General features: G+C 64.2%; 25 protein-coding genes and 1 pseudogene. 7 read left to right on the forward strand and 19 right to left on the reverse strand.

Annotated features, from left to right (window positions below):
• Positions 1–40 precede the first annotated feature (40 nt).
• From I6F17_RS07740 to I6F17_RS07760, 5 genes and pseudogenes are all read left to right on the forward strand, one after another.
• The gene (locus tag I6F17_RS07740) at positions 41–985 is read left to right on the forward strand and encodes an ABC transporter substrate-binding protein (RefSeq protein WP_225130195.1); all 945 of its coding nucleotides are present in this window, start codon (positions 41–43) and stop codon (positions 983–985) included.
• Between the two features lie 61 nt (positions 986–1,046).
• The gene (locus I6F17_RS07745; RefSeq protein ID WP_036008029.1) at positions 1,047–1,820 is read left to right on the forward strand and encodes an ABC transporter permease; all 774 of its coding nucleotides are present in this window, start codon (positions 1,047–1,049) and stop codon (positions 1,818–1,820) included.
• The gene (locus I6F17_RS07750; RefSeq protein ID WP_036041970.1) at positions 1,817–2,602 is read left to right on the forward strand and encodes an ABC transporter ATP-binding protein; all 786 of its coding nucleotides are present in this window, start codon (positions 1,817–1,819) and stop codon (positions 2,600–2,602) included. Before I6F17_RS07745 ends, I6F17_RS07750 begins: the two co-directional genes overlap by 4 nt.
• Positions 2,595–3,827: pseudogene (locus I6F17_RS07755) on the forward strand (Zn-dependent hydrolase). The gene I6F17_RS07750 and the pseudogene I6F17_RS07755 overlap by 8 nt, the downstream one beginning before the upstream one ends.
• A 117-nt stretch (positions 3,828–3,944) precedes the next feature.
• Complete coding sequence (locus tag I6F17_RS07760; RefSeq protein WP_225130197.1) at positions 3,945–5,105, forward strand: MFS transporter; 1,161 nt, start codon at positions 3,945–3,947, stop codon at positions 5,103–5,105.
• 70 nt (positions 5,106–5,175) lie between these two features.
• Here I6F17_RS07760 and msrA read toward each other — a convergent pair whose 3' ends face one another.
• The 4 genes from msrA to I6F17_RS07780 form a co-directional block, all read right to left on the reverse strand.
• Entirely contained in the window at positions 5,176–5,691 is a 516-nt protein-coding gene (gene msrA / locus I6F17_RS07765; protein WP_036008049.1) for a peptide-methionine (S)-S-oxide reductase MsrA, read from the reverse strand.
• 269 nt (positions 5,692–5,960) lie between these two features.
• Complete coding sequence (locus I6F17_RS07770; RefSeq protein ID WP_036029314.1) at positions 5,961–6,383, reverse strand: OsmC family protein; 423 nt, start codon at positions 6,381–6,383, stop codon at positions 5,961–5,963.
• Between the two features lie 20 nt (positions 6,384–6,403).
• Positions 6,404–8,725, reverse strand: a complete 2,322-nt coding sequence (locus I6F17_RS07775; protein WP_225130200.1) for a molybdopterin guanine dinucleotide-containing S/N-oxide reductase — start codon at positions 8,723–8,725, stop codon at positions 6,404–6,406.
• 482 nt (positions 8,726–9,207) lie between these two features.
• The gene (locus tag I6F17_RS07780; RefSeq protein WP_036029310.1) at positions 9,208–9,402 is read right to left on the reverse strand and encodes a hypothetical protein; all 195 of its coding nucleotides are present in this window, start codon (positions 9,400–9,402) and stop codon (positions 9,208–9,210) included.
• Between the two features lie 87 nt (positions 9,403–9,489).
• On the opposite strand from I6F17_RS07780, the gene I6F17_RS07785 reads away from it, so the two are divergent.
• Positions 9,490–10,005 carry a ferritin-like domain-containing protein gene (locus I6F17_RS07785; RefSeq protein WP_036008066.1) on the forward strand — a complete coding sequence of 172 codons (516 nt, stop codon included), beginning with the start codon at positions 9,490–9,492 and terminating at the stop codon, positions 10,003–10,005.
• Positions 10,006–10,069: 64 nt separating this feature from the next.
• On the opposite strand, the gene I6F17_RS07790 is transcribed toward I6F17_RS07785, so the two are convergent.
• Entirely contained in the window at positions 10,070–10,927 is an 858-nt protein-coding gene (locus I6F17_RS07790; protein WP_225130202.1) for an SDR family oxidoreductase, read from the reverse strand.
• 427 nt (positions 10,928–11,354) lie between these two features.
• Between I6F17_RS07790 and I6F17_RS07795 the strand changes: the two genes are divergently transcribed.
• Positions 11,355–12,263: a DMT family transporter gene (locus I6F17_RS07795; RefSeq protein ID WP_225130204.1), complete on the forward strand. Its 909-nt coding sequence runs from the start codon at positions 11,355–11,357 to the stop codon at positions 12,261–12,263.
• A gap of 18 nt (positions 12,264–12,281) precedes the next feature.
• Here the strand turns inward: I6F17_RS07795 and I6F17_RS07800 are convergent, their stop codons facing one another.
• The 14 genes from I6F17_RS07800 to I6F17_RS07865 form a co-directional block, all read right to left on the reverse strand.
• Positions 12,282–12,599 (reverse strand): hypothetical protein, encoded by a 318-nt coding sequence (locus I6F17_RS07800; RefSeq protein ID WP_225130256.1) that lies wholly within the window; start codon positions 12,597–12,599, stop codon positions 12,282–12,284.
• 311 nt (positions 12,600–12,910) lie between these two features.
• Complete coding sequence (gene dhaK / locus I6F17_RS07805; RefSeq protein WP_225130205.1) at positions 12,911–13,894, reverse strand: dihydroxyacetone kinase subunit DhaK; 984 nt, start codon at positions 13,892–13,894, stop codon at positions 12,911–12,913.
• A 36-nt stretch (positions 13,895–13,930) separates the two neighbouring features.
• Positions 13,931–14,344, reverse strand: a complete 414-nt coding sequence (locus I6F17_RS07810; protein WP_225130252.1) for a hypothetical protein — start codon at positions 14,342–14,344, stop codon at positions 13,931–13,933.
• Between the two features lies 1 nt (position 14,345).
• Positions 14,346–15,965, reverse strand: coding sequence for a phosphoenolpyruvate--protein phosphotransferase (gene ptsP, locus I6F17_RS07815; protein WP_225130208.1), 1,620 nt, complete (start codon positions 15,963–15,965; stop codon positions 14,346–14,348).
• A gap of 1 nt (position 15,966) precedes the next feature.
• Entirely contained in the window at positions 15,967–16,269 is a 303-nt protein-coding gene (locus I6F17_RS07820; protein WP_225130209.1) for an HPr family phosphocarrier protein, read from the reverse strand.
• Between the two features lie 34 nt (positions 16,270–16,303).
• Positions 16,304–16,696: a dihydroxyacetone kinase phosphoryl donor subunit DhaM gene (dhaM, locus tag I6F17_RS07825; RefSeq protein WP_036041954.1), complete on the reverse strand. Its 393-nt coding sequence runs from the start codon at positions 16,694–16,696 to the stop codon at positions 16,304–16,306.
• The gene (dhaL, locus tag I6F17_RS07830) at positions 16,693–17,316 is read right to left on the reverse strand and encodes a dihydroxyacetone kinase subunit DhaL (protein WP_225130211.1); all 624 of its coding nucleotides are present in this window, start codon (positions 17,314–17,316) and stop codon (positions 16,693–16,695) included. The genes dhaM and dhaL overlap by 4 nt, the downstream gene beginning before the upstream one ends.
• Before the next feature lie 13 nt (positions 17,317–17,329).
• Positions 17,330–18,352, reverse strand: a complete 1,023-nt coding sequence (locus I6F17_RS07835; RefSeq protein ID WP_225130213.1) for an ABC transporter ATP-binding protein — start codon at positions 18,350–18,352, stop codon at positions 17,330–17,332.
• A complete protein-coding gene (locus tag I6F17_RS07840) occupies positions 18,345–19,442 on the reverse strand; it encodes an ABC transporter ATP-binding protein (RefSeq protein ID WP_225130215.1) in 1,098 nt (365 codons plus the stop codon). Before I6F17_RS07840 ends, I6F17_RS07835 begins: the two co-directional genes overlap by 8 nt.
• A 10-nt stretch (positions 19,443–19,452) precedes the next feature.
• Positions 19,453–19,656, reverse strand: a complete 204-nt coding sequence (locus I6F17_RS07845) for a hypothetical protein (protein ID WP_036041948.1) — start codon at positions 19,654–19,656, stop codon at positions 19,453–19,455.
• Positions 19,653–20,615 carry a carbohydrate ABC transporter permease gene (locus tag I6F17_RS07850; protein WP_036041947.1) on the reverse strand — a complete coding sequence of 321 codons (963 nt, stop codon included), beginning with the start codon at positions 20,613–20,615 and terminating at the stop codon, positions 19,653–19,655. Before I6F17_RS07850 ends, I6F17_RS07845 begins: the two co-directional genes overlap by 4 nt.
• Positions 20,612–21,535, reverse strand: a complete 924-nt coding sequence (locus I6F17_RS07855; RefSeq protein WP_225130253.1) for a sugar ABC transporter permease — start codon at positions 21,533–21,535, stop codon at positions 20,612–20,614. Before I6F17_RS07855 ends, I6F17_RS07850 begins: the two co-directional genes overlap by 4 nt.
• A 123-nt stretch (positions 21,536–21,658) precedes the next feature.
• On the reverse strand, positions 21,659–23,017 hold the full coding sequence (locus I6F17_RS07860; protein WP_225130217.1) for an extracellular solute-binding protein: 1,359 nt from the start codon (positions 23,015–23,017) through the stop codon (positions 21,659–21,661).
• A gap of 623 nt (positions 23,018–23,640) precedes the next feature.
• A complete protein-coding gene (locus I6F17_RS07865) occupies positions 23,641–24,276 on the reverse strand; it encodes a pyridoxamine 5'-phosphate oxidase family protein (RefSeq protein ID WP_036029306.1) in 636 nt (211 codons plus the stop codon).
• Between the last annotated feature and the right edge of the window lie 13 nt (positions 24,277–24,289).

Genomic DNA, 24,289 nt, shown 5'->3' on the forward strand with positions numbered 1-24,289 from the left:
ACAGGACGTCAAACCATCGATCGGCAAGAGGACGATAATCATGCGTAATTCGACAGTATTTGCGACAATCATTGCTCTCGCGGCCTCCACTCCGGCGCTCGCCCAGGACGTCAAGGTCGGCATCGGCATTTCCGGATGGACCGGCTTCGCGCCGCTGACGCTGGCGAAGGAGGCCGGCATCTTCAAGAAAAACGGCCTCGACGTCACCATCAAGAAGATCCCGCAGAAGGACCGCCATCTCGCCATCGCCTCCGGCGACATCCAGTGCGCGGCGACGACGGTCGAGACCTGGATCTCCTGGAACGCCAACGGCGTCGCGACCAAGCAGATATTCCAGCTCGACAAGAGCTATGGCGCCGACGGCATGGCCGTGCGCAACGACATCGCCGCGATCAAGGACCTGAAGGGCAAGACCGTCGCCGCCTCCGCGCCGGGCACCTCGCCTTATTTCGCGCTGGCCTGGATGCTGAAGAAGAACGGCCTCACCACCAAGGACGTGACGGTGGTGAACCTCGAGCCGGCGGCGGCCGCGCAGGCCTTCGTCTCCGGCCAGAACGATGCGGCGATGACTTATGAGCCATACTTGTCGACCGTGCGTGCCGCGCCCGACAAGGGCAAGATCATCGCGACCACGCTGGACTATCCGATGGTCATGGACACGTTCGGCTGCACGCCGAAGTTCCTCACCGACAATCCCAAGGCCGCCAAGGCTCTCGCCGACAGCTATTTCGAGGCGATCGAGATGATCGCCAAGGACCAGGCCAAGTCCTACGAGATCATGGGCGCCGACGTGAAGCAGACCGGCGAGCAGTTCGGCAACTCGGCGAAGTATCTGCGCTGGCAGGACAAGGCCGCGAACCAGAAGTTCTTCGCCGGCGAGTTCCTGACCTTCAACAAGGAGGCCGCCGAGCTCCTGCTCGAGATCGGCATCATCAAGGCCGTGCCGAAGGTCGAGGACCTCTACGACGCGAGCTTCATCAAGTAACGTTCTCCAAGCTGCCGGTTCCGCCTCAGGCGGAGCCGGCGCACCATTCGGATACAGTTTGATGCGTCCCCTGGATCCCGTGACATCGAAGCAACGTGCGGCATATGGCCTGGCGTTCTTCGTGCTGTTCGTCGCCCTCTGGTCATGGGCGACGTTCGGCGGCCATGTGTCGAAGACCTTCCTCGCCAATCCGCTCACCATGGTGCAGGAAGGCCTCGAGCTGCTCACCAAGCACGGCTTCCTGTTCGACATCGGCATGACGATCTGGCGCGTCGTCGGCGGCTTTGCGCTCGCGGCGGTCATTGCGGTGCCGCTCGGCGTGCTGATGGGCGCCTATAAGCCGGTCGAAGCCTTCCTCGAACCCTTCGTCTCATTTGCACGCTATTTGCCCGCCTCGGCTTTCATCCCGCTGCTGATCCTGTGGGCCGGCATCGGCGAATTGCAAAAGCTGCTCGTCATCTTCATCGGCTCGGTGTTCCAGGTCATCCTGATGGTCGCGGTGACGGTCGGCGCCACGCGGCGCGATCTGGTCGAGGCCGCCTATACGCTTGGCGCCAGCGACCGCGGCATCATCCGCCGCGTGCTGCTGCCTTCCTCCGCGCCGGAGATCGCAGAAATCCTGCGGCTGGTGCTGGGCTGGGCCTGGACCTACGTCATCGTCGCCGAGCTGATCGGCTCGTCCTCGGGCATCGGTCACATGATCACCGACAGCCAGGCGCTGCTCAACACCGGCCAGATCATCTTCGGCATCATCGTGATCGGATTGATCGGCCTGATCTCGGACTTCCTGTTCAAGGCATTCAACGCCTGGCTGTTTCCCTGGAAGCTGGCATGACCATTCTTAGGATCGAGCAGGTCTCGCGCACCTTCCCTGCGCGTCACGGGAACGCGCCGACCAGGGCGCTGGAGCCGACCGATCTCACCATCGGCAACAACGACTTCGTCACCATCCTCGGTCCCTCCGGCTGCGGCAAGTCCACGCTGCTGCGCATCGTCGCCGGCCTCGACCGTCCGACCGGCGGCCGCGTCACGCTCGATGGACGCGAAGTGACCGGCCCGGGCGCCGATCGCGGCATGGTGTTCCAGTCCTACACGCTGTTTCCCTGGCTGACGGTGCGCGAGAACATCGCCTTCGGCCTGCGCGAGCGCGGCGTGTCCGAGGCGGAGCGACACAAGATCGCCGATGCCTTCATCCGCCAGGTCGGGCTGTCCGGCTTCGAAAACCATTGGCCCAAGCAGCTCTCCGGCGGTATGCAGCAGCGCACCGCGATCGCACGCGCGCTCGCCAACGATCCGAAGATCCTGCTGCTCGACGAACCGTTCGGCGCGCTCGACAACCAGACCCGCGCCTTGATGCAGGAGATGCTGCTCGGGATCTGGGAACGCGACCAGAAGACGGTGCTGTTCGTGACCCACGATATCGAGGAAGCGATCTTCCTCGGCAGCCGCGTCATCGTGATGAGCGCGCGCCCCGGCCGCATCAAGGCGGACATTCATGTAGACCTGCCGCATCCCCGCTCCTACAAGATCAAGACCACGCCTGAATTCGTCCAGCTGAAGGAACGGCTGGTCGAGGAGATCCGAACCGAGGCGCTGAAGGTTGCCGAACATGCCTGACACCCAGCCCCGCGCCGACGGCCATCGCGTTCTTGCCGACCTCCACGCACTGCGCGCCTTTGGCGCCTAAAAGACCGGCGTGCACAAGCCGACCTTCTGCGAGCCGCACAAGCTGTCACTGGAGTGGCTCGTCCAAAAGCTGCCCGAGGCCGAGCTCTCCGCGACGATTGACGGCATCGGCAATGTGTTCGGGACGAGCTCGAAGCCCGGGCCGAAGCTGCTGGCGGGCTCGCACCTGGAAAGCCAGAACTATGCCGGCTGGCTCGACGGCCCGCTCGGCGTCGTCTATGCGCTCGAGGCCGCGCGCGTGCTCAATGCCGACGCTTCCGTGAACGGCGCGGTCGAGGTCGCCTCCTGGTGCGACGAGGAGGGACATTTCGGTCATTTCCTCGGCTCGCGCTCCTATGTCGGACAGGTGACCGAGGCCGACATCGACGCCGCGCGCGACCGCACCAGCGGCCGCAGCATGCGCGATGCCCTTGCCGACATGGGGCTCGCGGGGCGCCCGCGCATCACCACCGAGCCGGGACGGCACGTCGGTTATCTCGAGGCGCATATCGAGCAGGGCGACACGCTCGAAAGCGGTCGCCTGGCGATCGGCGTCGTGACATCCATCGTCGGCATCTGGCAGTACCAGATCAACTTCGTAGGCGAGCAGAACCATGCCGGCACCACGCGCATGGCGGTGCGCAAGGATGCGGGCCTGGCGCTGGCCAAGTTCTGCGTCGCGATCGACGAGCGCTTCCCGACGGCCTGCGGCCCGCGCACGGTCTGGACCACCGGCCGCATCACGCTCGATCCGGGCGCACCGAGCATCATTCCCGGTGGCGCGGAGATGTTGTTCCAGATCCGCGACGACGACCCGTCTGTGATCGCGCGGCTGGAGCAATTGCTGCGGACCATGGCGGACGAGGCCAGTGCCAACGGCCCCTGCACGGTCAGCGTGACGAAGCTGCGCACCGGCGCACCCGCGATGATGGACGCGGGCTTTCAGGACGCGATCGAGGCCGCAAGTAAGGCCGTCGCCGGTGGCCGTTCCATCCGGATGCCGAGCGGCGCCGGCCACGATGCGCAGATGCTGGCAACCGTCATGCCTGCCGGCATGCTGTTCGTGCCGTCGATCGGCGGCATCAGCCATCACTGGACCGAGAACACGGCGGATGCCGACATCGTGACGGGCGCAGAGGTGTTCGTCGAGGCGTGCCGGCGGATCCTCGGGGGCTAGGTCGAGGCATGCAGCCGTTGAGCGCCTGCCACGACCATTCGAGCAGGGCTCTGCCATAAAGCCGCGGCAATCCTCGGGCCTGTCGACCGTCTCCTCCCCTGCTTTCCCGGAGTTCCCATGTCTTCTGCCGACCGGCCGGCAACCCGCCTTGCGACGCGGCTTGCCTTCCTCGTTGCGGGCTTCGGCATCGCGTGCTGGGCACCCCTGGTGCCGTTCGCGAAGGCGCGGCTCGCCGTCGACGACGGAGTGCTCGGCCTGCTCCTGCTCAGCCTCGGCATCGGCTCGGTCGTGGCGATGCTGCTGACCGGCGTGCTGAGCGCGCGCTATGGCAGCCGGCCGATCATCGTCGCGGGCGGACTCGGTTTGACGCTGGTGCTGCCGCTGCTCGCGATCGCAAGCTCGCCGCTGGCGCTGGCGCTGGCGCTGCTTGCGTTCGGCGCCGCGCTGGGCTCGATCGACGTCGCCATGAACATCCACGCCGTGGAGGTGGAGCGCGCCGCGCGACGCCCGCTGATGTCCGGCTTCCACGCCCTGTTCAGCATCGGCGGCTTCGCCGGTTCCGCGCTGATGACGGCGCTGCTCTCGGTGCAGCTCGGCGCGCTCGCCTCGACGTTGATCTGCTCCGTGCTGATGCTGATCGCGATGCTCGTGACCTGGCCGCGCCTGCTTCGCTCGGTGCAGGTGCAGGAAGGCCCATTGTTCGTGCTGCCGCATGGATCGGTGCTGCTGCTGGCGCTGCTCGGCGCCATCACCTTCCTGGTCGAAGGCGCGATACTCGATTGGGGCGCGCTGCTCGTGATCGGCGCCGAGCTTGTCAGCGAGCCGCAAGGCGGCATCGGCTACATGGTGTTCTCGATCGCCATGACGATCGGCAGGCTCGGCGGCGACGCGGTCGTTGCACGCATCGGAGACCGCACGACATTGCTGTGGGGCAGCCTCATCGCGATCGCCGGCTTTGTGGTGCTGCTCACCGCGCCCGTGGCAGCGGTCGCCATCGCCGGATTCCTGCTGATCGGGCTCGGCGCCTCGAACCTCGTGCCCGTGCTATTCCGCCGGGCGGCGCAACAAAAGGTGATGCCCACGGGACTTGCGGTCGCGGCGATCACGACGGCCGGCTATGCAGGCGTCCTGCTGGGCCCTGCCGGCGTCGGCTTCGTCGCACAGCTCGGCGGACTGCCGCTGGCATTCTGGCTGCTGGCCGCCTTGATGGGTCTCGTCACGTTGACCGCCCGGACCGTCACCGCGGAGCAGCGCCTGACCTTGCATGTCGATGCGTGACCGGACTCGCGTCGGCTTTGACCGATGAGGAGGTGGACCGCCACAGCCGGCGAGCCACCTTCTTCAGGCTCTAGCCTCCGACCGCCGCAGCGCGCCGCGGTAGCTTCCAGCCCGGCCGGATGAAGTGGCAGGTGTAGCCGTCAGGATAACGTTCGAGATAATCCTGATGCTCGGGCTCGGCCTCCCAGAACTCGCGCGCGGGCGCGACCTCGGTCACCACCTTGCCGGGCCACAGGCCGGACGCCTCGACGTCGGCGATGGTGTCTTCGGCAATCCGCTTCTGCTCCTCGCTGGTGTAGAAGATCGCCGACCGATAGCTCGTGCCGATATCGTTGCCCTGACGGTTGAGCGTGGTCGGATCATGGATCTGGAAGAAGAACTCCAGCATGGTCCGGAAGCTGGTCCTGGCCGGATCGAACACGATCTCGATCGCTTCGGCATGGCCTTCGTGATTGCGGTAGGTGGCGTTCTTGACGTGCCCACCGGTGTAACCGACCCGGGTGGAGATCACGCCCGGCTGCTTGCGGATCAGATCCTGCATGCCCCAGAAGCAGCCGCCGGCCAAAACTGCGCGTTCCGTCGTCATGTGATGTGCTCCCAATGATCGCTCAAAAGCTTGTCCATCATATAGGCTTTCGGCCGCCCGGCCGAAAGCCGCGCGTTGACGCCCACCCGGTCGCTAGGGCTCGGTGCAGCCTCTCCCGCTTACGGGCGAGGTCGCCCGCAGGCGGGGTGAGGGCTTTCTCCTCCAGGAGACTATCCCATTGCGGAAACACCATCTCCCCAACCCTCTCCCGCAAGCGGGAGAGGGAGCGCACCTCCGCCTTTGCAGCGATCTAGCCTCAGTCCATCGCCCTAGACCAGCTTGGCGTCGAGCGTGATGGCGGCGTTGAGCACCTTGGACACCGGGCAGTTCTTCTCGGCCTCGCCGGCGAGCCGGGCGAAGCCGGCATCGTCGAGACCAGGCACTTTCGCCCGCAGAGTCAGCGCGGATTTGCTGATCTTGAAGCCCTTGCCCTCGGGCTCGAGCGTGACGGCGGCTTCGGTCGAGAGCTCGTCCGGCGTGAAACCCGCCATCTGCAGGCCGAAGGCGAGCGCCATGGTGAAGCAGCCGGCATGGGCCGCGGCGATCAACTCTTCGGGATTGGTGCCCTTCTCGTTCTCGAAGCGGGTCTTGAATGAATAGGGCGTCCCGGCAAGCACGCCGGATTCGCTCGACAGATGGCCTGTGCCATCGCGACCAGTGCCCTTCCAGACTGCTGTTGCCTTGCGGATCATCTAAAGGTCTCCTTGTTTGCCTAAACCGGATCGAACGCGCGGATCGGCGGTAGATTGCCGGTGAACTTCTCCACCTCGACGGTCGTCAACTGGCCGGTGCAGCCCTGCGCCAGGGACGAGGTGCCGACGTCGCGGGTCAGCACGTTCGGATTGCCGTGAACGCAGAGCGGCGCCTCGTCTTCCGGATCCATCGGATCGTACCACGCGCCGGTCGGCAGCTGAACCACGCCTGATACGATGCCGTCGGTGACGCGGACCGCGGCGAGACAGGCACCGCGCTCGTTGAACAGGCGGATGATGTCGCCGTCCTTGATGCCGCGCGCCTGTGCATCGACCGGGTTCATGCGCGCGACCTCACGGCCGCGATGCTTCGAGTCGAGCGAATGTCCGCCGAAATCGAGCTGGCTGTGCAGGCGCGTCACCGGCTGGTTGGCGACGAGGAAGCAGGGCGCCCCGGGCTTGGGAATATCGGTCTTGTCGAGCCAGACCGGATGTCCGGGACAATCCGCATCAGCGTGCCTCGCGATCTTGGCCGAGTAGATCTCGATGCGTCCGCTCGGCGTCGGCAAGGCATGATTGTCGGGATCCTCGCGAAAGCGGCGTAGCCGGCCGCCGTCATCGGGCTGCTGCGGCACGACCAGGCTGCCGCGCGCCCAGAATTCTTCGAAGCTCGGCGCTTCGAGGCCGCGCTTGGCAAGCGATGCGCGGGTCGGCTCGTAGAGATGCTCCAGCCATTGCCGCGACGTGCGCCCTTCGGTGAACGGCTCGCGCGCCCCGAGACGTTCGGCGAGATCGGCGAAGATGTCGTAATCGTCACGCGCGAGCCCAAACGGCTCGGCGATCCGGTGCATCGCGACCATCAGGGGATCGTTGGTGGAATAGCCGATGTCCTCGCGCTCCAGCGTCATCGTCGCGGGCAGCACGATATCGGCGTGGCGGGCGGTGGCGGTCCAGGCGAGCTCGTGCACGACCAGCGTGTCCACCTTCGCGAAGGCCTTGCGCAGGCGGTTGATGTCCTGATGGTGATGGAAGGGATTGCCGCCCGCCCAGTAGACCAGACGAATATCCGGATAGGTGCGCGTCTCGCCGTTGTAGCGATACGTGGTGCCGGGATTGAGCAGCATGTCGGCGATGCGCGCCACCGGAATGAAATCGGCAACGCCGTTGCGGCCCTGCCCCAGCGTCGGTCCCGGCACGTCGTTGACGCGGCGGCCGTAATAGCCGATCGCACCCAGCGAATAGGCATAGCCGCCGCCGGGAAGGCCGATCTGGCCGAGGGCCGCCGCCAGCACCATGCCCATCCACACTGGCTGCTCGCCATGCTCGGCGCGCTGCAGCGAATGGGAGACGGTGACGAGCGCGCGCTTTCCGGCGAGACGCCGCGCCAGCTTGCGGATCGCATCCGCACTGACGCCTGAGATCGCGGCGGCCCATTCGGCGTGCTTGGCTTGCCCGTCGCTCTCACCGTTGAGATATCGCAGGAAGATTGCCCAACCCTCGGTGTAGCGGTCGAGGAAGGCCTGGTCGTGCAGCTTCTCACTGACCAGCGTATGGACGATGCCGAGCATCAGGGCGGTGTCGGTGCCGGGCACGCAACTCATCCATTCGGCGCCGGCCTCGACCGGCAGATCGTCGCGCAGCGGGCTGACCAGGATGAACTCGCAACCGCGCGCCCGCGCCGCCGCCATGGACCCGCGCTCGACATGCTTGCTGATAGAGCCGCCGGCCACCATGGAGTTCTTCAGCGCCATGCCGCCGAACGCCAGCACGATGTCGGTCTCGGCCGCGATCTGCTCCCAGGTGACGTTGCGCTTGGTGATGTCCTCGTAGCCGGCCAGGATCTGCGGCAGCAGCACCGAGGACGCACCGGACGAATAGGTGTTGACCGAGCGCACATAGCCGCCCATCGCGATGTTGAGGAAGCGATGCACCTGGCTCTGGGCGTGATGGAAGCGCCCGGCACTCGACCAGCCATAGGAGCCACCGAACACGGCGGCGGGTCCACGGGTGTCGCGAATGCGGCCAAGCTCGTCGCCGAGAAGATCCAGCGCCTTCTCCCAGCTGACGGAGACGAACTCGTCGCGGCCGCGGCGATCGTCCGGGCCCGGCCCGCGCTCGAGCCAGCCGCGGCGGATGGCCGGCTGGGCGATGCGCGCCTGATGGCGGAGCGCGCCGGGAAAATTGTCGATGATGCCGTTCGGATCGGGATCGCCCGCATAGGCCCTGACCTCCAACCCGGCCGCGCCCCGACGCGCGGAGAACACGCCCCAATGCGAGGTGTGCGGCTTGAAGCCGTCCGACAGGTCAAGACCGGGGTCGGGGAAGCCAATCGTATCGTCCATCTCTGATCCTTGTTCCGGCGGCGTCGGCATGTGTGGTAATATACCGATCCGCTCCGGACGTCGTCGAGATCAGGGTTGACGGGAACGCTGACCTGCCCCGCGCAAAGCCAGCCTCAAGGCCGTTGACACTCCCGAGCGTCATCGAGCGCGTCATGTAGCTCGTTTTGGCGCCGACGCTGCATCATCCGCGTGCGCAGCAATCGACCAGCAGATTCCAGATCCGCTGAGTCTCTTCTCTCTTGTTCGCCTCCGGCACGTTCTCCGCGCTCGACCGATCGAACGCGGCGATGGTGTGGGGTTGGCGAGGCACGATCCACCGCTCCGAAATCGGGTCGTACCATTTGCCGATATTCTCAGTCACGTCGGTCGACTCACAGGTTGACAGGCTCGGGCGATGCGCCCCGCGGTCCTCGTTGGAGCCCGTGTGGCGCCACCCGATTCACCAATCAGGAGATCGCATGTTCGTTCCCAGCGCGCCGGCGTCAGCCCGGCCGGGCCGGATGCAGCGTGCGCGGATGCCGCTCGTGCAGCAATCGCGCCAGCTCCTCACGCTCGGTGTCGCGGCCCTTCATCGCGGTCTCGAACAGTGCCTCCTGGATGTCGCGAGGCATGTCGCCCCATACGTCCATCGCCGCACGTCCGAGCAGGCCCACAAAATGATCCACTCCATCGCTCATTCGGCTCTCCCGATCTGCACACGGGAATGGAACAGCGGCGGCCGCTCCGCGTTCCACTGCCATCATTGTGAAAAGGAGACGTCTTTTATGGGATTCTTCACCAAGGATATCCAGTCGATGGAAGACCTGCTGCTGCACGGGCTCCAAGACATCCACTACGCGGAACAGCAGATCCTGAAGGCGCTGCCGAAGATGATCGACAAGGCCACCAACAGGGATCTCGTCGCCGGGCTGAAGGCGCATCTGGAAGAGACCAACAAGCAGGTCGAGCGCCTCGACAAGGTCTTCGCCAAGCTCGGCAAGGAGCCGAGCGGCACGCATTGCCCGGCCATCGACGGCCTGATCAAGGAAGCCGACGAGACCGCCGGCGAGATCGAGGACAAGGCCGTGCTGGACGCCGCGATCGTCGCCAACGCACAGGCGGTGGAGCATTATGAAATGTGCCGGTACGGCACGCTGATCGCCTGGGCGGAAGAGCTCGGCCACGACGACATCGTGCGCTTCCTCACCACCAATCTGAACGAAGAGAAGGCCGCCAACACCAAGCTGAACACGGTGGCCCTGCGCAAAGGCGTCAACGCCAAGGCGTCCAGCGCTGCGTGATTGAAAGCTACTGATTGAGAGTGGCGGCGCCGGTAGTGCGGTGCCGCCACGGTGCTCGCCCGGATCAGATGAAAGGCTTGCCACCTGTGACGGGCAACGTCGCCCCGGACGTGTAGCTCGAAAGCGGATCGGCCAGCATGACATAGGCCGTCGCGAGCTCGGCCGGCTGGCCGGCGCGTTGCATCGGCACCTGCTTGCCGAAGTTCTTGACCCTTTCCTCCGACATGGTCGAGGGAATCAGCGGCGTCCAGATCGGACCCGGGGCCACCGCATTGACCCGAATGCCCTTCTCGGCCAGCATCTGCGCAAGCCCGCCGGTGAAATTCTGAATGGCGCCCTTGGTCGTGGCGTAGGCCAGGAGGCTCGGGTTCGGCATGTCGGAGTTCACCGAGGCCGTGTTGATGATCGCGGAGCCCGGTCGCATGTGGGGGACGGCGGCTTTAGCCAGATAGAACATGGCGTGGATGTTGATCTCGAATGTCCGCCGCCATTCGTCGTCGCTGATATCCGCGATGTCCTTGAACGTCGCCTGATGGGCAGCGTTGTTGACGAGGATGTCGATGCCGCCGAGCTCCTCGACGGTGCGGCGCACGATGGCGCGGCAATGTTCGGGATTGCTGATATCGCCCGGGATCAGGACGGCCTTGCGTCTCTCCCGCTCGACCAGCGCCTTGACCTCGGCCGCATCCTCGTCCTCGTTCAAATAGGAGATGACGATATCCGCGCCTTCACGCGCATAGGCGATCGCCACCGCGCGGCCGATGCCGCTGTCGCCGCCCGTGATGATGGCCTTCTTTCCGGTAAGACGGCCGGAGCCCTTGTAACTCTCCTCGCCATGATCCGGGCGCGGCTGCATGGCCCGCGTCGAGCCCGGCATCGGCTGCTGCTGCGCAGGATAAGGCGGCTTTGGATAATTGGTCATGGACAACTCCCGGCGTTTGCTGCGCTAACGGAGCGCCGCCGGAAGTGTTCCTGGCCTTGATTCCGTCATCGCACAGCGTGGCCGCACCCCCAGAGATCCGATTACGACGTCATCTCTCGCACACCCTCCAAGCGGGTATGGCGATTGGCTTGCCGGGCTCCGCCCACAGGAACTCATTCGAGAACGGCACGCCCGGATAGGCTGCAGCAAGCCGGCGGTTGCCGCCCTCGACGTGATCGTTCAACGCACCCTCCTGTTTCTCGCGAATGCCGGGCTGCCCCAGCGGCTTGCGGAACTCTCGGCTAGAAAAACTCCCGAGGATCGCTCACCATGGCGTCACCCTTGAGGAGCATGTTGCGGAGAGCATCTTGATACTCGCAGGTGTTTCAAGTGCGCTAAGATATACTCCAAGCAATCGGACACGGACTTGACACCTGTAGCCAAATCGAACGAGCGAATTTTCGGACTCCTGAGCGCAGCTGGCGTGTTCTGCATCTGGTCCGGCTTTCTCGTCTTCTCGAGAGCCGGCATGCAATCCGGCCTGACACCCTTCGATTTGACCGCACTTCGGTTCCTGGTCACCGGCGCCCTGGTTCTTCCGTTCGCCAAGGCCTGGTGGCCGCGCCACCTGCCGCTGCACGCAATCTTGTCGATGTCAATTTGTGGTCCCGGCGCGCTATACAGCATTTTGATGTACTTCGGGTTGAAGGGGGCGTCGGCGGCATACGGGGGAGCGTTCGCCAACGGCTCGCTGCCGATCTTCACCATTCTGCTGGGATTGCTTTTCGCACGGCGCGTGCCGTCCCGGCGGCAACTCATTGCAGTTCTCATTCTGCTTGTCGGCGCAGTGCTCGTTGCCCTTCCAGGCATGCGCGCCGGCGGCAACAGCGTGGCATCGGCCATCGGGTTCTTCCTCGCAGCCTCAGCCGTGCTCTCGATCTACTTTGTGGGCGTGAAGCACTGGCAGATCGAAGCGCGCCAGGCGCTGGTGCTGGTCAGCGTGCCGAACGCGCTACTTTTCGTACCGGTCTGGTTCTTCTTTCTTCCTTCCACCATGCAGGATGCGCCGTGGTCGACCATACTGCTTCAGGCCGCCTTCCAGGGCTTGGGCCCAGGTTTCCTGGCGGTCATCCTGTTCTCCATTTCCGTCAGGATTCTCGGGCCTACGCCCTCGGCCGGTCTGGCTGCGGCGGTACCGGCCAGTGCAACGCTGTTGGCGATACCGATACTTGGCGAGGTTCCTACAACCATCGAATGGATCGGCATCGCGATCGTCACCGCCGGGCTCATTCTGCTCCTCGGAGGTCACGCCGAAACCAAGAGCCCATCCAAATAGCGAGGCGATCTGCTCCAGCTACGTCAATGCCGGAGCGATTGCGTCCTTCCTCGGACCAAGCCGCGCACTACGTCTGTCGGCTTCGGCTGCCGCAATCTGCACCTGCACATCCCTGGGCTTTGCCAGATAGGGCGCGGACGTGACCAGGACATCGGCGTCGGCTGCCGCATAGGAACAGATCGCCGAAATCTTTGCTGCCATCGCCCGTACGTTGAACAACATCAGCTGACGGCCGACCGGCAGCCGGATGGGAAAACTATCGCGCTGCGGGCTCCGGTGCTGGAAGGCTGAATCAGTTGGCGTGTGAAACGCAGGAAATCGTATATCTTCGCGCACAATCGCCTGATTGGTAGATCCATGTTGTGCGTTTGGGATTGACGCTCTCGCCGCTACACGTCAGTTGGTCCAGTCTATCATGGGGGCACAAGAGAGATTTCCAGCGTAAAGCACTCGTTGGACCCCGCAGCCTGGGGCGGAGAGGGAAATAGCTGTCTACGGCCCCAAAAAAAGAAGCCGTGTCCAAGGGACACGGCAAGTTTCAGGGAGGGTGAACCGGGAGAATTCCCGAGTGCATGCGTGAGGCGTGGCCCCGGCCGATCGTCCGCCAGAGCACGATCGAAATCATCAACAGCCGTTCGCAGCCGCCATCACCATTTCAACGCGGCCGTGCGCACGGGATGGTCCCACAGCGCCCGGGTCTCGGTATCGAGCAGGCTCACGGTGAGCGAGCACCCCGCCATGTCCAGCGAGGTGACATAGCTGCCGACCAGCGAACGGGCGATGCGCAAGCCGCGCTTTTCGAGCATCCGCCGCGCCGCGTTGTACATCAGATAGAGCTCGATCGCGGGCGTTCCGCCAAATCCATTGACGAGAAGCAGGGCTTCGTTGCCATCGCGGGCGTCGAGATCCCCGGCAATGGCAGTTGTCATCTCAAAAGCGATCGCATCGGCGCGCTCCAGCTTGACGCGGCGGCGACCCGGTTCGCCATGGATGCCGACACCCACTTCCATCTCGTCCTCGGCGAGCACAAAGGTCGGCGTGCCTGCAGCCGGAACCGTGCAACTCGTCAGGGCCACCCCCATCGAGCGCGTCCGGGCGTTGACGCGCTCGCCGAGTGCAACGCAAGCCTGGAGGTCAGCACCCTTCTCGGCCGCCGCGCCGACGATCTTCTCGACGATCAGAGTGCCGGCCACACCCCGGCGGCCGATGCTGTGGGTGGAATTCTCGACCGCGACGTCATCGTCGGTGACGATGGTGGCCGTGCGACCCTCCGAAATCTCGGCCGCCATCTCGAAATTCATGCGATCGCCCGCATAGTTCTTCACGATGAAAAGCACGCCGGCATCGCCCGAAACGGCCTGCGCCGCCTCGACGATCTGGTCCGGTGTCGGCGAGGTGAAGACTTGCCCCGGACAGGCCGCATCGAGCATGCCATAGCCGACGAAGCCCGCATGCAGCGGCTCGTGCCCGCTACCGCCGCCGGATACGAGCGCGACCTTCCGCGAATTGAGCTCGCGGCGCCGCACGAATTTCCGCTCGGGCCCGAGCGTCACGAGATCGGCATGCGCCGAAGCCAACCCGTCGAGGCTCTCCGCGAGCACGCCATCAACCGAATTGATGAACTTTTTCATGTTCTCCTCCCCGCTTCGTCGCTCTGAGCTTGGCGCTCATTTTTCCCGCATGATCGCACTCAAACGCCGCGCGAATTCCTGCAGCAGCGCATCGAGCTCCGCATTGCGCTTCGAGCTGCCGAGATCCGGCAGGTGCAGCGTCAGCGTCCGTTCATGCGCCCCCTCGGTCAGGCGGCCGATCCGGCGCGGGTGCGCACGGGTATAGGCACGAAGGAACGCCGCCTTCGCCTGCGGCGGGAAATGGCAGACATCGAAGATCGTGTTCAGGTGCTGCACGGGAATCGGCACCGGATAGGTCGGGTTGCTGATCTGGCTGACGAAGCTGCGGTTCTTGCCCATGGCATGGGCCAGACGCAGCCGCATGCCTGACGGGCGGCTCTCAAGCACCTCCTTGAAGATGCGCTTGTAAACCGCAACGGCGCCCGCCTCGGCCGGTTCATCGATCGCCATATCAGCCAAGCCCGCCTCCGCTGCTCAAGCGGTCGATTGTCTGTTTGATCTGCGCCAGCGCCGACGCATTCACCGACAATTCGCGCAGGCCGCATTTCAGGAGCGCGGGCAGACAGCGCGGGTCGCTCGCCATGTCGCCGCACAGGCTGACGCTGGTTCCGGCGCGACGTCCGTGCTCCGCGGTTCGCGCGATCAGTTCGAGGAGCGCCGGATGCAAGGGATCCATCAAGGGGGCGAGAGCTCCATTGGAACGGTCGCATGCAAGGACATATTGCGCGAGATCGTTCGATCCGATCGAGAAGAAGGAAGCCTTGAAGGTCGCGATCGCCAGGGCCGCCGCCGGGACCTCGACCATGATTCCCAGCTCGGGGAGCATCGCGGCAATGCCCTCGGCCTGCAAGCGCTGCACGATTTCGGCGAACAGCTTCCGTCCGCACTCGAACTCGTCCGGCGCCGTGACCATCGGAAACATGACCCTGAGATTTCCATGCACGGCCGCACGCGCCAGCGCGCGGAGCTGCACGCTGAATATCTCGGGGCGGGCGAGGCAAAGCCGCAGGCCACGCACGCCCAGAAAGGGATTGGCCTCACCGTCGACGGTGAATCCAGGTACCGGCTTGTCGCCGCCGGCATCAAACGTGCGAATGGTAACCGGGCGTCGATCGGCCCAGCGCAGAACGGCAGCGTAGGCGCGATACTGCGTCTCCTCGTCGGGCAGGCCGCCGCGCTCTGCGAGCAGAAACTCGGTGCGCATCAACCCGATGCCGTCAGCATATTGTGCGTCGGCATGATCGAGATCCTCGACGCGCTGGATGTTGATGAGCAGCTTGATCCGCTCCCCGCGCCATGATGCGGTCGGCCGTCGCAGGATCGCCCGCGCGGACGCCCGGCTCTTGCGATGAATTTCGCGCCGCTTCTCGAACAGCCGCAGCTGCTCGGCACTGGGATCGAGCTCGAGCGTAGCGCCCTCGCCATCGAGCAGCGCCGTCGCGCCGATCTCCGGAATGGCGCCGAGCTGCACGACCATGGGGATGCCCCGCGCGCGCGCCAGCATCGCGACATGGCTCGTGGGGCTACCGCGCAGGAGCGCAAGACCACCGCCGGTCGACCAGTCGATCTCCAGGAAACGCGAGGGCGGCAGATCGTCGGCGCAAACGACGGCACCGCTCGGTATCTTGGGGGCCTCGCCCCCGCCTCCGCGCAAGATGCTGATGATGCGGTCGCGTAGATCCGCAAGATCGGAGCAGCGCGCCTTCAGATACTCGTCCTCGGCCGAATTATAGTCTGCAATCTGCTCGTCGAGCGCGGAACGCCATGCGACGTCGGCGGCATCTCCCTCGCTTATCGCCGTGAAGATCGCTTCGATGAAATCCTCATCCTCCAGCAGCGCGACCTGGAACTCGAGAATCTGCGCGGCCTCACCTCCCGCGATCGCGGCGAGCTCGGCGATCTGCCCGCTCGCCGCGTCGATCGCCTTGCGAAGATCGAGCGCCTCCTCGACCAGCGAGCCTGCGATCCGTTCGCCGTTCGTGCCCGCATCGACACGGACGAGCGGGCCGTGGGCAAAGCCGATCGAGGCGGTCCTGCCGCGAAAAGCCAGTCCGGCGGCGCCTCCCTGCATGCTATGACGCCTCGTCCGGAAAGTCGGTTGCGATCAGGTTGACCAAGGCGGCGACGGCAGCCTGTGCGTCGCTGCCCGACGCCTTGATCTCGATCGTGCTGCCGTGAGCCGCGCGCATGGCCATGATCTTGGCCACGCTCTTGGCATTGATCCACTCGGTCGCGCCCGCGACCCGGACGGAAATCTGGGCCTGGAACTTCTTGGCCAGCTTGGTCAGCTTGACCGCCGGGCGTGCATGCATGCCCACCGCGTGCACCAGCCGCACATTCTCGGTGATAATCTGGCCGTCCGCTTTATCCAGCATCGTCTTATTCCATCATCGTTTCGCCGACGCATCATCAGTCGGCAGAGAGTTCCTCGGCCACGGCCTTGACCTGGGCCAGCGAGCTGCCGCCCGCCGCCTCGGTCGCCGCCATCACGGCGCCCTCGACGATCGGCGCGTTGCATACGACAACGAGATCGCGGCGTGCCGGCTCCAGCATTTCGACCGCCATTTCGCTGTTTGTTTCGGCGCCGCCGAGATCGACGAGGATCGCGACGCCTTTCGCCGACCAGGCATCGTTGATGGCGTCGACGATCAGCGACACGCTGGTGCCGAGCCCGCCATCGGGATTGCCGCCGCAGAAGGCCACCTTGACCTCGCTGCCGACCATCTGCCGCACCATGTCGGCGGTGCCTTTGGCGATGTCCTTCGAATGCGAGACGATCACGATCCCCACGGCATCAGTCATTGCTTTCCCTCCAGACTCGCGCATACCGCCTGCACGAGAACACAGCTCGAGCGCGCGCCGGGGTCGATGTGACCGACGCTGCGTGGCCCGAGAAACGACGCCCGCCCCTTGGTGGCCTGCATCGGCGCGGTCCGCTCGACCGCCTCTGCGGCCGTTGTGTTGACTCGCGCGATCAGGTCCGGTTGCCCGGCTGCATTCTTCAGCGTCTCCAGCACGGGAACGAGCACGTCGAGCATGGTCTTTTCACCGGCGTGCGAACGGCCGCGAGCGCTGACGGCGTTCACGCCGCTGCCGAAGACATCAGCGATGTCCTCAGGCAGATGCTTGTCGTGCGAGAGGGCCTCGCCTGCAGCCAGGAAGAAGCTGCCGTAAAGCGGGCCGGAAGCACCGCCGACCGTCATCACGAGCGTCTTGCCGATCGTCTTCAGAGCCTCGTCGAACGGCTGTTCGGAGATCGCATCGAGCTTGCCGAGCACGGCTTCGAACCCGCGCTTCATGTTGAATCCATGGTCGCCGTCGCCGATCGCCTGGTCCAGGCTCGTGAGCTCCGGCGCGCTGGCAATGACCCGCTCTGCGGCCACCTTGACCAGCGATTTGAACGTCTCGGGTTGCAGCGACATCGCGTTTGATCCTCTAATGAACCGCCGGGAGGCGCTGCCCGGCGCCGTCGAAGCAGAGTGGTTGCACCAGATCCAGCTCGACCTCCTGACCGGCATGCAGCGGTTGGTGCGGATCCGCAAGCGTGACCAGCATCTCTCCCTTATAGTCCAAGTGAACGTGATTCTGCTCGCCGAGGTGCTCGACCCGGTGCACGCGGCCGACCATCGACCCGCCGTTGCGCGCCCCGAGGCGAAGGTGCTCGGTGCGAATACCGACTGTCTCCGTTCCCGGCGGCAGCGGCACGTCCGACAACAGCCGCGCGGGGAGGAAATTGATCTGGGGCGTGCCGAGGCGCGAGGCGACGTAGCTCGAGGAGGGACGCTCGTAGATTTCCCGGGGCGTGCCGAGCTGGAGCAGCTCGCCGTCCTTGATCACGCCGATCCGGGACGCCATCGTCATGGCCTCGACCTGATCGTGGGTCACGTAGAGGATGGTCGCACCAAGCTCGAGCTGGATCCGCTTGAGCTCCAGCCGAAGCTCGGCACGGAGCTTGGCGTCCAGCGACGACAGCGGCTCGTCCATCAGATAGATCGAGGGATCGCGGACCAGCGCACGACCGATTGCCACCCGCTGCATCTCGCCGCCCGAAAGTCGGGTTGCGCGATTGTTCAGCTTGCTTGCGATATGCAGCAACTCCGCCGTCTGCTCGACCCGCTTCTTGATGATGGGCTCCGCTACCCGTCGCGCGGGCGAGCGCAACGGAAACGCAAGGTTGTCATAGACGGTGAGATGCGGATAGAGCGAATATTGTTGGAAGACGAAGGCAATATCGCGCGCTCCCGGAGGAGCCAGCGTCACGTCGCGTCCGTCGATCATGACCGAGCCGAAATCGGGAGTCTCGAGCCCGGTGATCAGCCGCAAGGTCGTGGTCTTGCCGGCACCGGTCGGTCCGAGCAGCACCATGAATTCTCCGTCGTTCACCGAGAGCGAGAGCTCGCGCACGGCCGCCACCGCGCCGAAGCGCTTGCTGATGTTGCGTAGGGCGACGTCAGCCATGGTCTGCGCTCCCCGCGGCGGCAGTTCGTATCGCAAGGCCGCTGGCGACGTCGAACAACGCGAGTCGTTCCGAACGGAATTCAAGGCCGACCCGCTCGCCGATCCGCACGGGCGCGCTGGAAGGCAACCGCGCCGCAATGCGTCCATGTGCGGTGTCGACGGTGACAATCTGGGTTGTCCCAAGATACTCGGCGCCAAACACCTCGCCGCGGACGGGTGCCGCGTCGGCGAAGCGGATATGCTCCGGACGAACGCCGAGTGCCATGCCGGCGCTGGCGCGATCCTCTCGGATCTCCGGCACCGCGATGCTCGTGTCATGGAAGCTGATCGTCCGATCGCCGCAGCGCAGACCTGCCTCGAAGCGCAGAAAATTCATGGGCGGCGAGCCGATGAAATCGGCCACGAACATGCTCGCGGGCCGATCATAGATCTCCTGCGGCAGGCCGATCTGCTCAACGCGTCCCTGGTTCATAACGGCGATCCGGTCCGCCATCGACATCGCCTCGAGCTGGTCATGCGTCACGTAGACGGTGGTCGCCCCGATGCGATCGTGCAGATCGCGGAGCTCGCTGCACATCAGATGACGAAACTCGGAATCGAGCGCGCCCAGCGGCTCGTCCATCAGAAAAGCCTTTGGCCGCCGCACCATGGCACGCCCCAGCGCAACCCGCTGCCGATCGCCGCCGGACAGCTTCGACGTCTTGCTCGACAGCAGATGCTCGATTCGCAGCAGTTTGGCTGTCTCCTGCACCCGCTGGTGAATATCGCGCCGGGCCATGCCCTGGCACTTGAGGGGAAAGCCGATATTCTCGGCGACGTTCATGTGCGGATATAGCGCGAAAAGCTGAAACACGAAGGCGATATCGCGCGCGGATGCCCGCTGGAAGGTCACGTCCTCATTGTCGAGCAGGATCCTGCCCTCGGTCGGCAGCTCCAGGCCCGCGATCATGCGCAAGGTGGTGGTCTTGCCGCAGCCGGAGGGGCCGAGCATCGCAAAGAAAGCGCCATCGTCGATCGTGAAGTTGGAGCCTTGCACGGCCGCAAACTGATCGAACGACTTGCGCAGGTTTTCGACGCGGATCTGTGCCATGTCTGCCGCCCTATTCCGGAAAATGGCTCACGACGACGTAGCCGAGCGTACCGGCGAGGATCGTCACGAAGGAATAGCTGTAGAGATCGATCGACCAAGGTTGCACCAGCATGACGATGCCTCCTCCGATCAGGGTCATGGCAGCCGTCTCCCAGGGTCCGCGTCGGAACCAGCGAGAGACCAAGCCTTTGGCGATTGCAGCAGAACTGCTCATTTGCGCACAGCTCCGAAGGTGATGCCGCGCAGCAGGTGCTTGCGCAACAACACGGTGAACAGGACGATCGGCACGACGAACAGGGTGGTGGCCGCGGCAACGGCCGGCCAATCCTGCCCGCCCTCTCCGATGATGAAGGGGATGAAGGGGGGCATGGTCTGCGCCTCGCCGCTGGTCAGGAGAACCGCGAAGGCATATTCGTTCCAGGAGAAGATCAGGCAGAAGATCGCGGTGGCTGCGATACCCGTGACGGCTTGCGGCAACACAACCTTGCGCAGCGCCTGCAGCCGCGTGTAGCCGTCAACAAGAGCAGCCTCCTCGTATTCGCGCGGGATCTCGTCGATGAATCCCTTGAGCAGCCAGACCGCGAGCGAGACGTTCACGGCAGTGTAGAGCAGGATCATTCCGAGCCTGGTGTCGGTCAGATTGAGCTGCCGGTACATCAGATAGATGGGGATTGCGACCGCAACGGGCGGCATCATGCGCGTCGAGAGAATGAAGAACAGAAGGTCGTTAGCCAGGGGAATGCGGAAGCGTGAGAAAGCGTAGGCCGCGAGCGTGCCGAGAAAGACCGCCAGGAAGGTCGAGCCGAACCCGATGATCAGCGAGTTGACGAAACGCGGCACGACCTTCGACGGTCCGGCAATGACCATGTCGCGCTGGCGCACGAGCTTGTCGTACCACGTCTCCGGCGGCGGCAGCTTGGCGATGAAGTCAGGCGTCTGCCGGGTGCGCACAGTGAACAGGTTCACAAAGCCTTCGAGAGTCGGCTCGAAGATCACCTTGGGCGGATATGCGATCGCGTCGCTCTGCGATTTGAAGGCGGTGGCGACGATCCAGACCAGCGGCAGGATCGTGATCACGGCGTAGAGGATGACGAGGCCACCCGCCACCATCTTTGCGCGCGGCGACGCTTCGACAATGGAGTGCGCGGTGGACTTGGTGAGGGCGGCGGTCATCGTTGCTTCACCTTGTTGAGGGCTTTGACGTAGATGTTGGCCGCACCGAACACGGTCACGAACAGGATGATGGCGAGTGCACTGGAATAGCCGGTGCGCCATTTCTCGAACGCGGCGCGCTTCAGCGTGATCGACACCAGCTCGGTGGTGGAGCCCGGGCCTCCGGACGTCAACAGATTGACCATGTCGAACATCTTGAAGTTCTCGATCGCGCGGAACAGCACGGCGAGCATCAGGAATGGAACTGTCATCGGCAGCGTGATCGACCAGAATTGCCGCCAGGCCGAGGCGCGGTCGACTTCGGCCGCCTCATAGATGTAGTCGGGGATGGAGCGAAGCCCGGCGAGGCAGATCAGCATGACGTAGGGCGCCCACATCCAGGTGTCGACCAGCACGATGGTCCACGGCGCGAGCGAGACCTGCCCGGTCATGCTGAACGAGCTCGGCGGCACGCCGGTGAACAGGCTGATCACGTAGTTGAATGGCCCGATCTGCGGCTGCAACAGCAGCGTCCAGAAGTTGCCGACCACCGCCGGCGACAGCATCATCGGCAGCAGGATGATCGTGGTCCAGAAGCTGTGACCGCGAAATTGGCGGTTGATCAGCAACGCCAGGCCATAGCCGATGATCACCTGTAGTGCCACCGACCAGATCACGAATTGCGCCGTGGTCTGGAGCCGGAACCAGACGTCCTCGTCGGTCAAGATATCAGTGAAATTGTCGAGGCCGACGAAGCGCAGCGGCAGATAGGACATACTGAGATTGAGGCTGGTGAAGGACAGCCGGATCATCCACAGCAGCGGAAAGATGTTGATCGCCAGCAACAGCGCGATCGTCGGCGCCACGAACAGCCACGCGATTGTCCGGTCCGACAGTCCGCGGACAGGTCGCCCGGTGCAGGATTTGGCGGGCTCGCTCATGCCGGGAAACGTAGCATCGTCAGGTTGAAGGATCGTGGTCATTTTGTCCATCGGCTGGCTGGCTCGGGTTCCCCGAGGCGCACACGCCCCGGGGTACCGTTTCGTCGACGCAAGGCCTACGGCCTATTGCGAGGCGACCTGCTTGCCCTGCTCCTTGAAGACCTTGGTCCAATCCTTGACGAGGAGATCGAGCGCCTGCTGCGCCGTGCCCTTGTCGGCGACGACGTAGTCATGCACACGCTTCTGCATGTCGAGCAGCAACTGGGCGTAGGATGGCTCGGCCCAGAAGTCCTTGACGATGCCCATCGACTCCAGGAATTGAGGCGCGAACGCCGCGCTTTTCGGGAAGCTTGGTGCGTCGACCACGGCCTTCAGCGCCGAGTAGCCACCCAGCTGCCACCACTTCTGCTGCACGGCGGGCTGCGCGAACCATTTGATGTAGGCGAGCGCGTCGTCCTTGCGGTCGGAGGTCGCGACCACCGAGATCCCCTGCCCGCCAAGCTGGGTGAAGTGTCCGTTCGGCCCGGACGGGTTGACGAAGAAGCCTATTCTGTCGCCGCCGACATTCGGATCCTTGTAGAGGCCGGGAAAGAAGGCGAACCAGTTCATCTGCATCGCCACCTGACCGGACTTGAAGGCGTCGAGCCCCTCCTGCATGTAGGCGTTGGTCATGCCCGGCGCCGTGCAGCACTTATAGAGCTCCTTGTAGAACTCGAGCCCCTTGGCGGCGTCGGCCGAATTGACGACGCTCTGCATCTGGTACGGCTTCTTGGGATTGTCGTAGCTGAAGCCGTAATTGTAGAGCACGTTGGTCACGCCCATGGTGATGCCTTCGGAGCCGCGCTCGGTGAAGATGTAGGCGCCATAGACCTTCTTGCCGTCGATCTCGCGGCCCTGGAAGAACTGCGCCATCTGCTTCAGCTCGTCATAGGTCTTCGGCGGCGCCAGATCGCGGCCGTACTTCGCCTTGAACGCCGATTGGATATCCGGGCGCGAGAACCAGTCCTTGCGATAGGTCCAGCCAACCGCATCCGCCATGGCCGGCAGCGCCCAATAGTTCGGCGAGTTCTTCGGCCACTGCGAATAGCCGACGACCGTCGCCGGGACGAAGTCGTCCATCGATATCTTCTCCTTGTCGAAGAAATCGTTGAGCTTCACGTACCACTTGTTCTCGGCCGCGCCGCCGATCCACTGACTGTCGCCGATAATCAGGTCGCAGAGCTTGCCGTGGGAGTTGAGCTCATTGAGGAAGCGATCGGCATAGCTCGTCCACGGGACGAACTCGTATTTCATCTCGATGCCGGATTGCTTGGTGAAGTCCTTGCCGAGCTCGACCAGCGCGTTGGCCGGATCCCATGCCGCCCAGCACAGCGTGAGCTGCTTACCTTGGGCCGCAGCTTCGCCTCCGCCAAATCCCCCCAGTAGCGCCACCCCAAGAACCGTGGTGGCCGCCGAGCCTCTCAACCAATTGAAAGTCCGCATATCCGTTTCCTCTCTCGTTGAAGCATCTAACCCGCTTGGCGCGTCCTGCCGGAACGACGCCAAGACCCTGAAACCGAGTTTGAGGAACGATGAGTGAAGGACGAGACGGGCCGCTTCCGGAGACGGCTCCGGAATGGCTTGGGCTCCTCCCACACATCGGCCCGATGCGTGATGTTTAGTTTTTTGTGACACTAAACGTATTACTAAATTTCGGAGATCGTCAAGCCTCGTTTGTCGCGAGTCCGGCGAAAGACCCGCGGCGCTGGCGCGCAAGCGGGATGTTCGCAGTCGCAGCGAAAATGCCGGAAGATCTTGCCGAATGCGACCGCCGACGTCACCCGGCAGGAGAATCCGCTCCATCTGAACAACAGGAGAGCAGGAAGGTCGGCCATAGCCGCGTGTTTAGCAAACTGCTTTACTGAATGTTCAATGAAGCGGGCGCGAGGAGCCGCCTAATCGTCCGAAAGCTGACGATGCCGTTCCGTTCGGATACGTCGCGTCTGTGCGCTCAGTGCTGCCGCTCGCTACCTACCTCGTAGACATTTCACGAGCGGCAGGCGCGAGCATGTAGCGTATCGTCGAAACCTTCTGCAGGGCGGACCGCTAGATCAGATTGGTCATTCTCAGTAGAGCCTCGTACGATATCCTTCTTCCATCGTCTTCTCGGCCTCTTCGACCGCGATGGCGACAGTCTGCTCGGCGATGATCCGGCCGAGCGTCGGGAAACTGTTGCGCTCGACCTGAGCAGCCGGATTCCAGAGCTTCGAGCGCATCAGCGCCTTGCCACAATGAAAATAGGTTTCCTCGACATGGATCTTCAGCCCGATGATTGGGACCACGTTCTGCACCGCGAGCGGCGTCAACAGCTCGGCATCTTGCGAAATCTCGGCGCGGCCATTGACGCGCAGGGTCTCGTTGATCCCCGGCACCAGGAAGATCAGACCGATGCCGGGGGAAGCGATGATATTGCCGAAGGTGTCGACGCGGTTGTTGCCGCGCCGGTCCGGGATCAGCAGCGTCTTGTCGTCGAGCACGGCGACGAAGCCCGGCGCGTCGCCGCGCGGGCTTGCATCGGCATGACCGTTGCCGTCGCTGGTGGCAAGGACGAGAAACGGGGAAAGCGCGATGAAGTCGCGACAGAACCTGTCGAGATGGCTGAGAACCTTCTTCTCGGCGAGCGGGCTGAGCTGCCCGAAATGCGCGCGCAGATCCTCTTGCGTCTTGACCGGCGGCTTGCCGCCTGCACCCTGGCTGCCCATTCGCGAACCTCCC

It is taken from the genome of Bradyrhizobium sp. NBAIM18 (genome assembly GCF_020193825.1).
GTDB lineage: Bacteria > Pseudomonadota > Alphaproteobacteria > Rhizobiales > Xanthobacteraceae > Bradyrhizobium > Bradyrhizobium yuanmingense.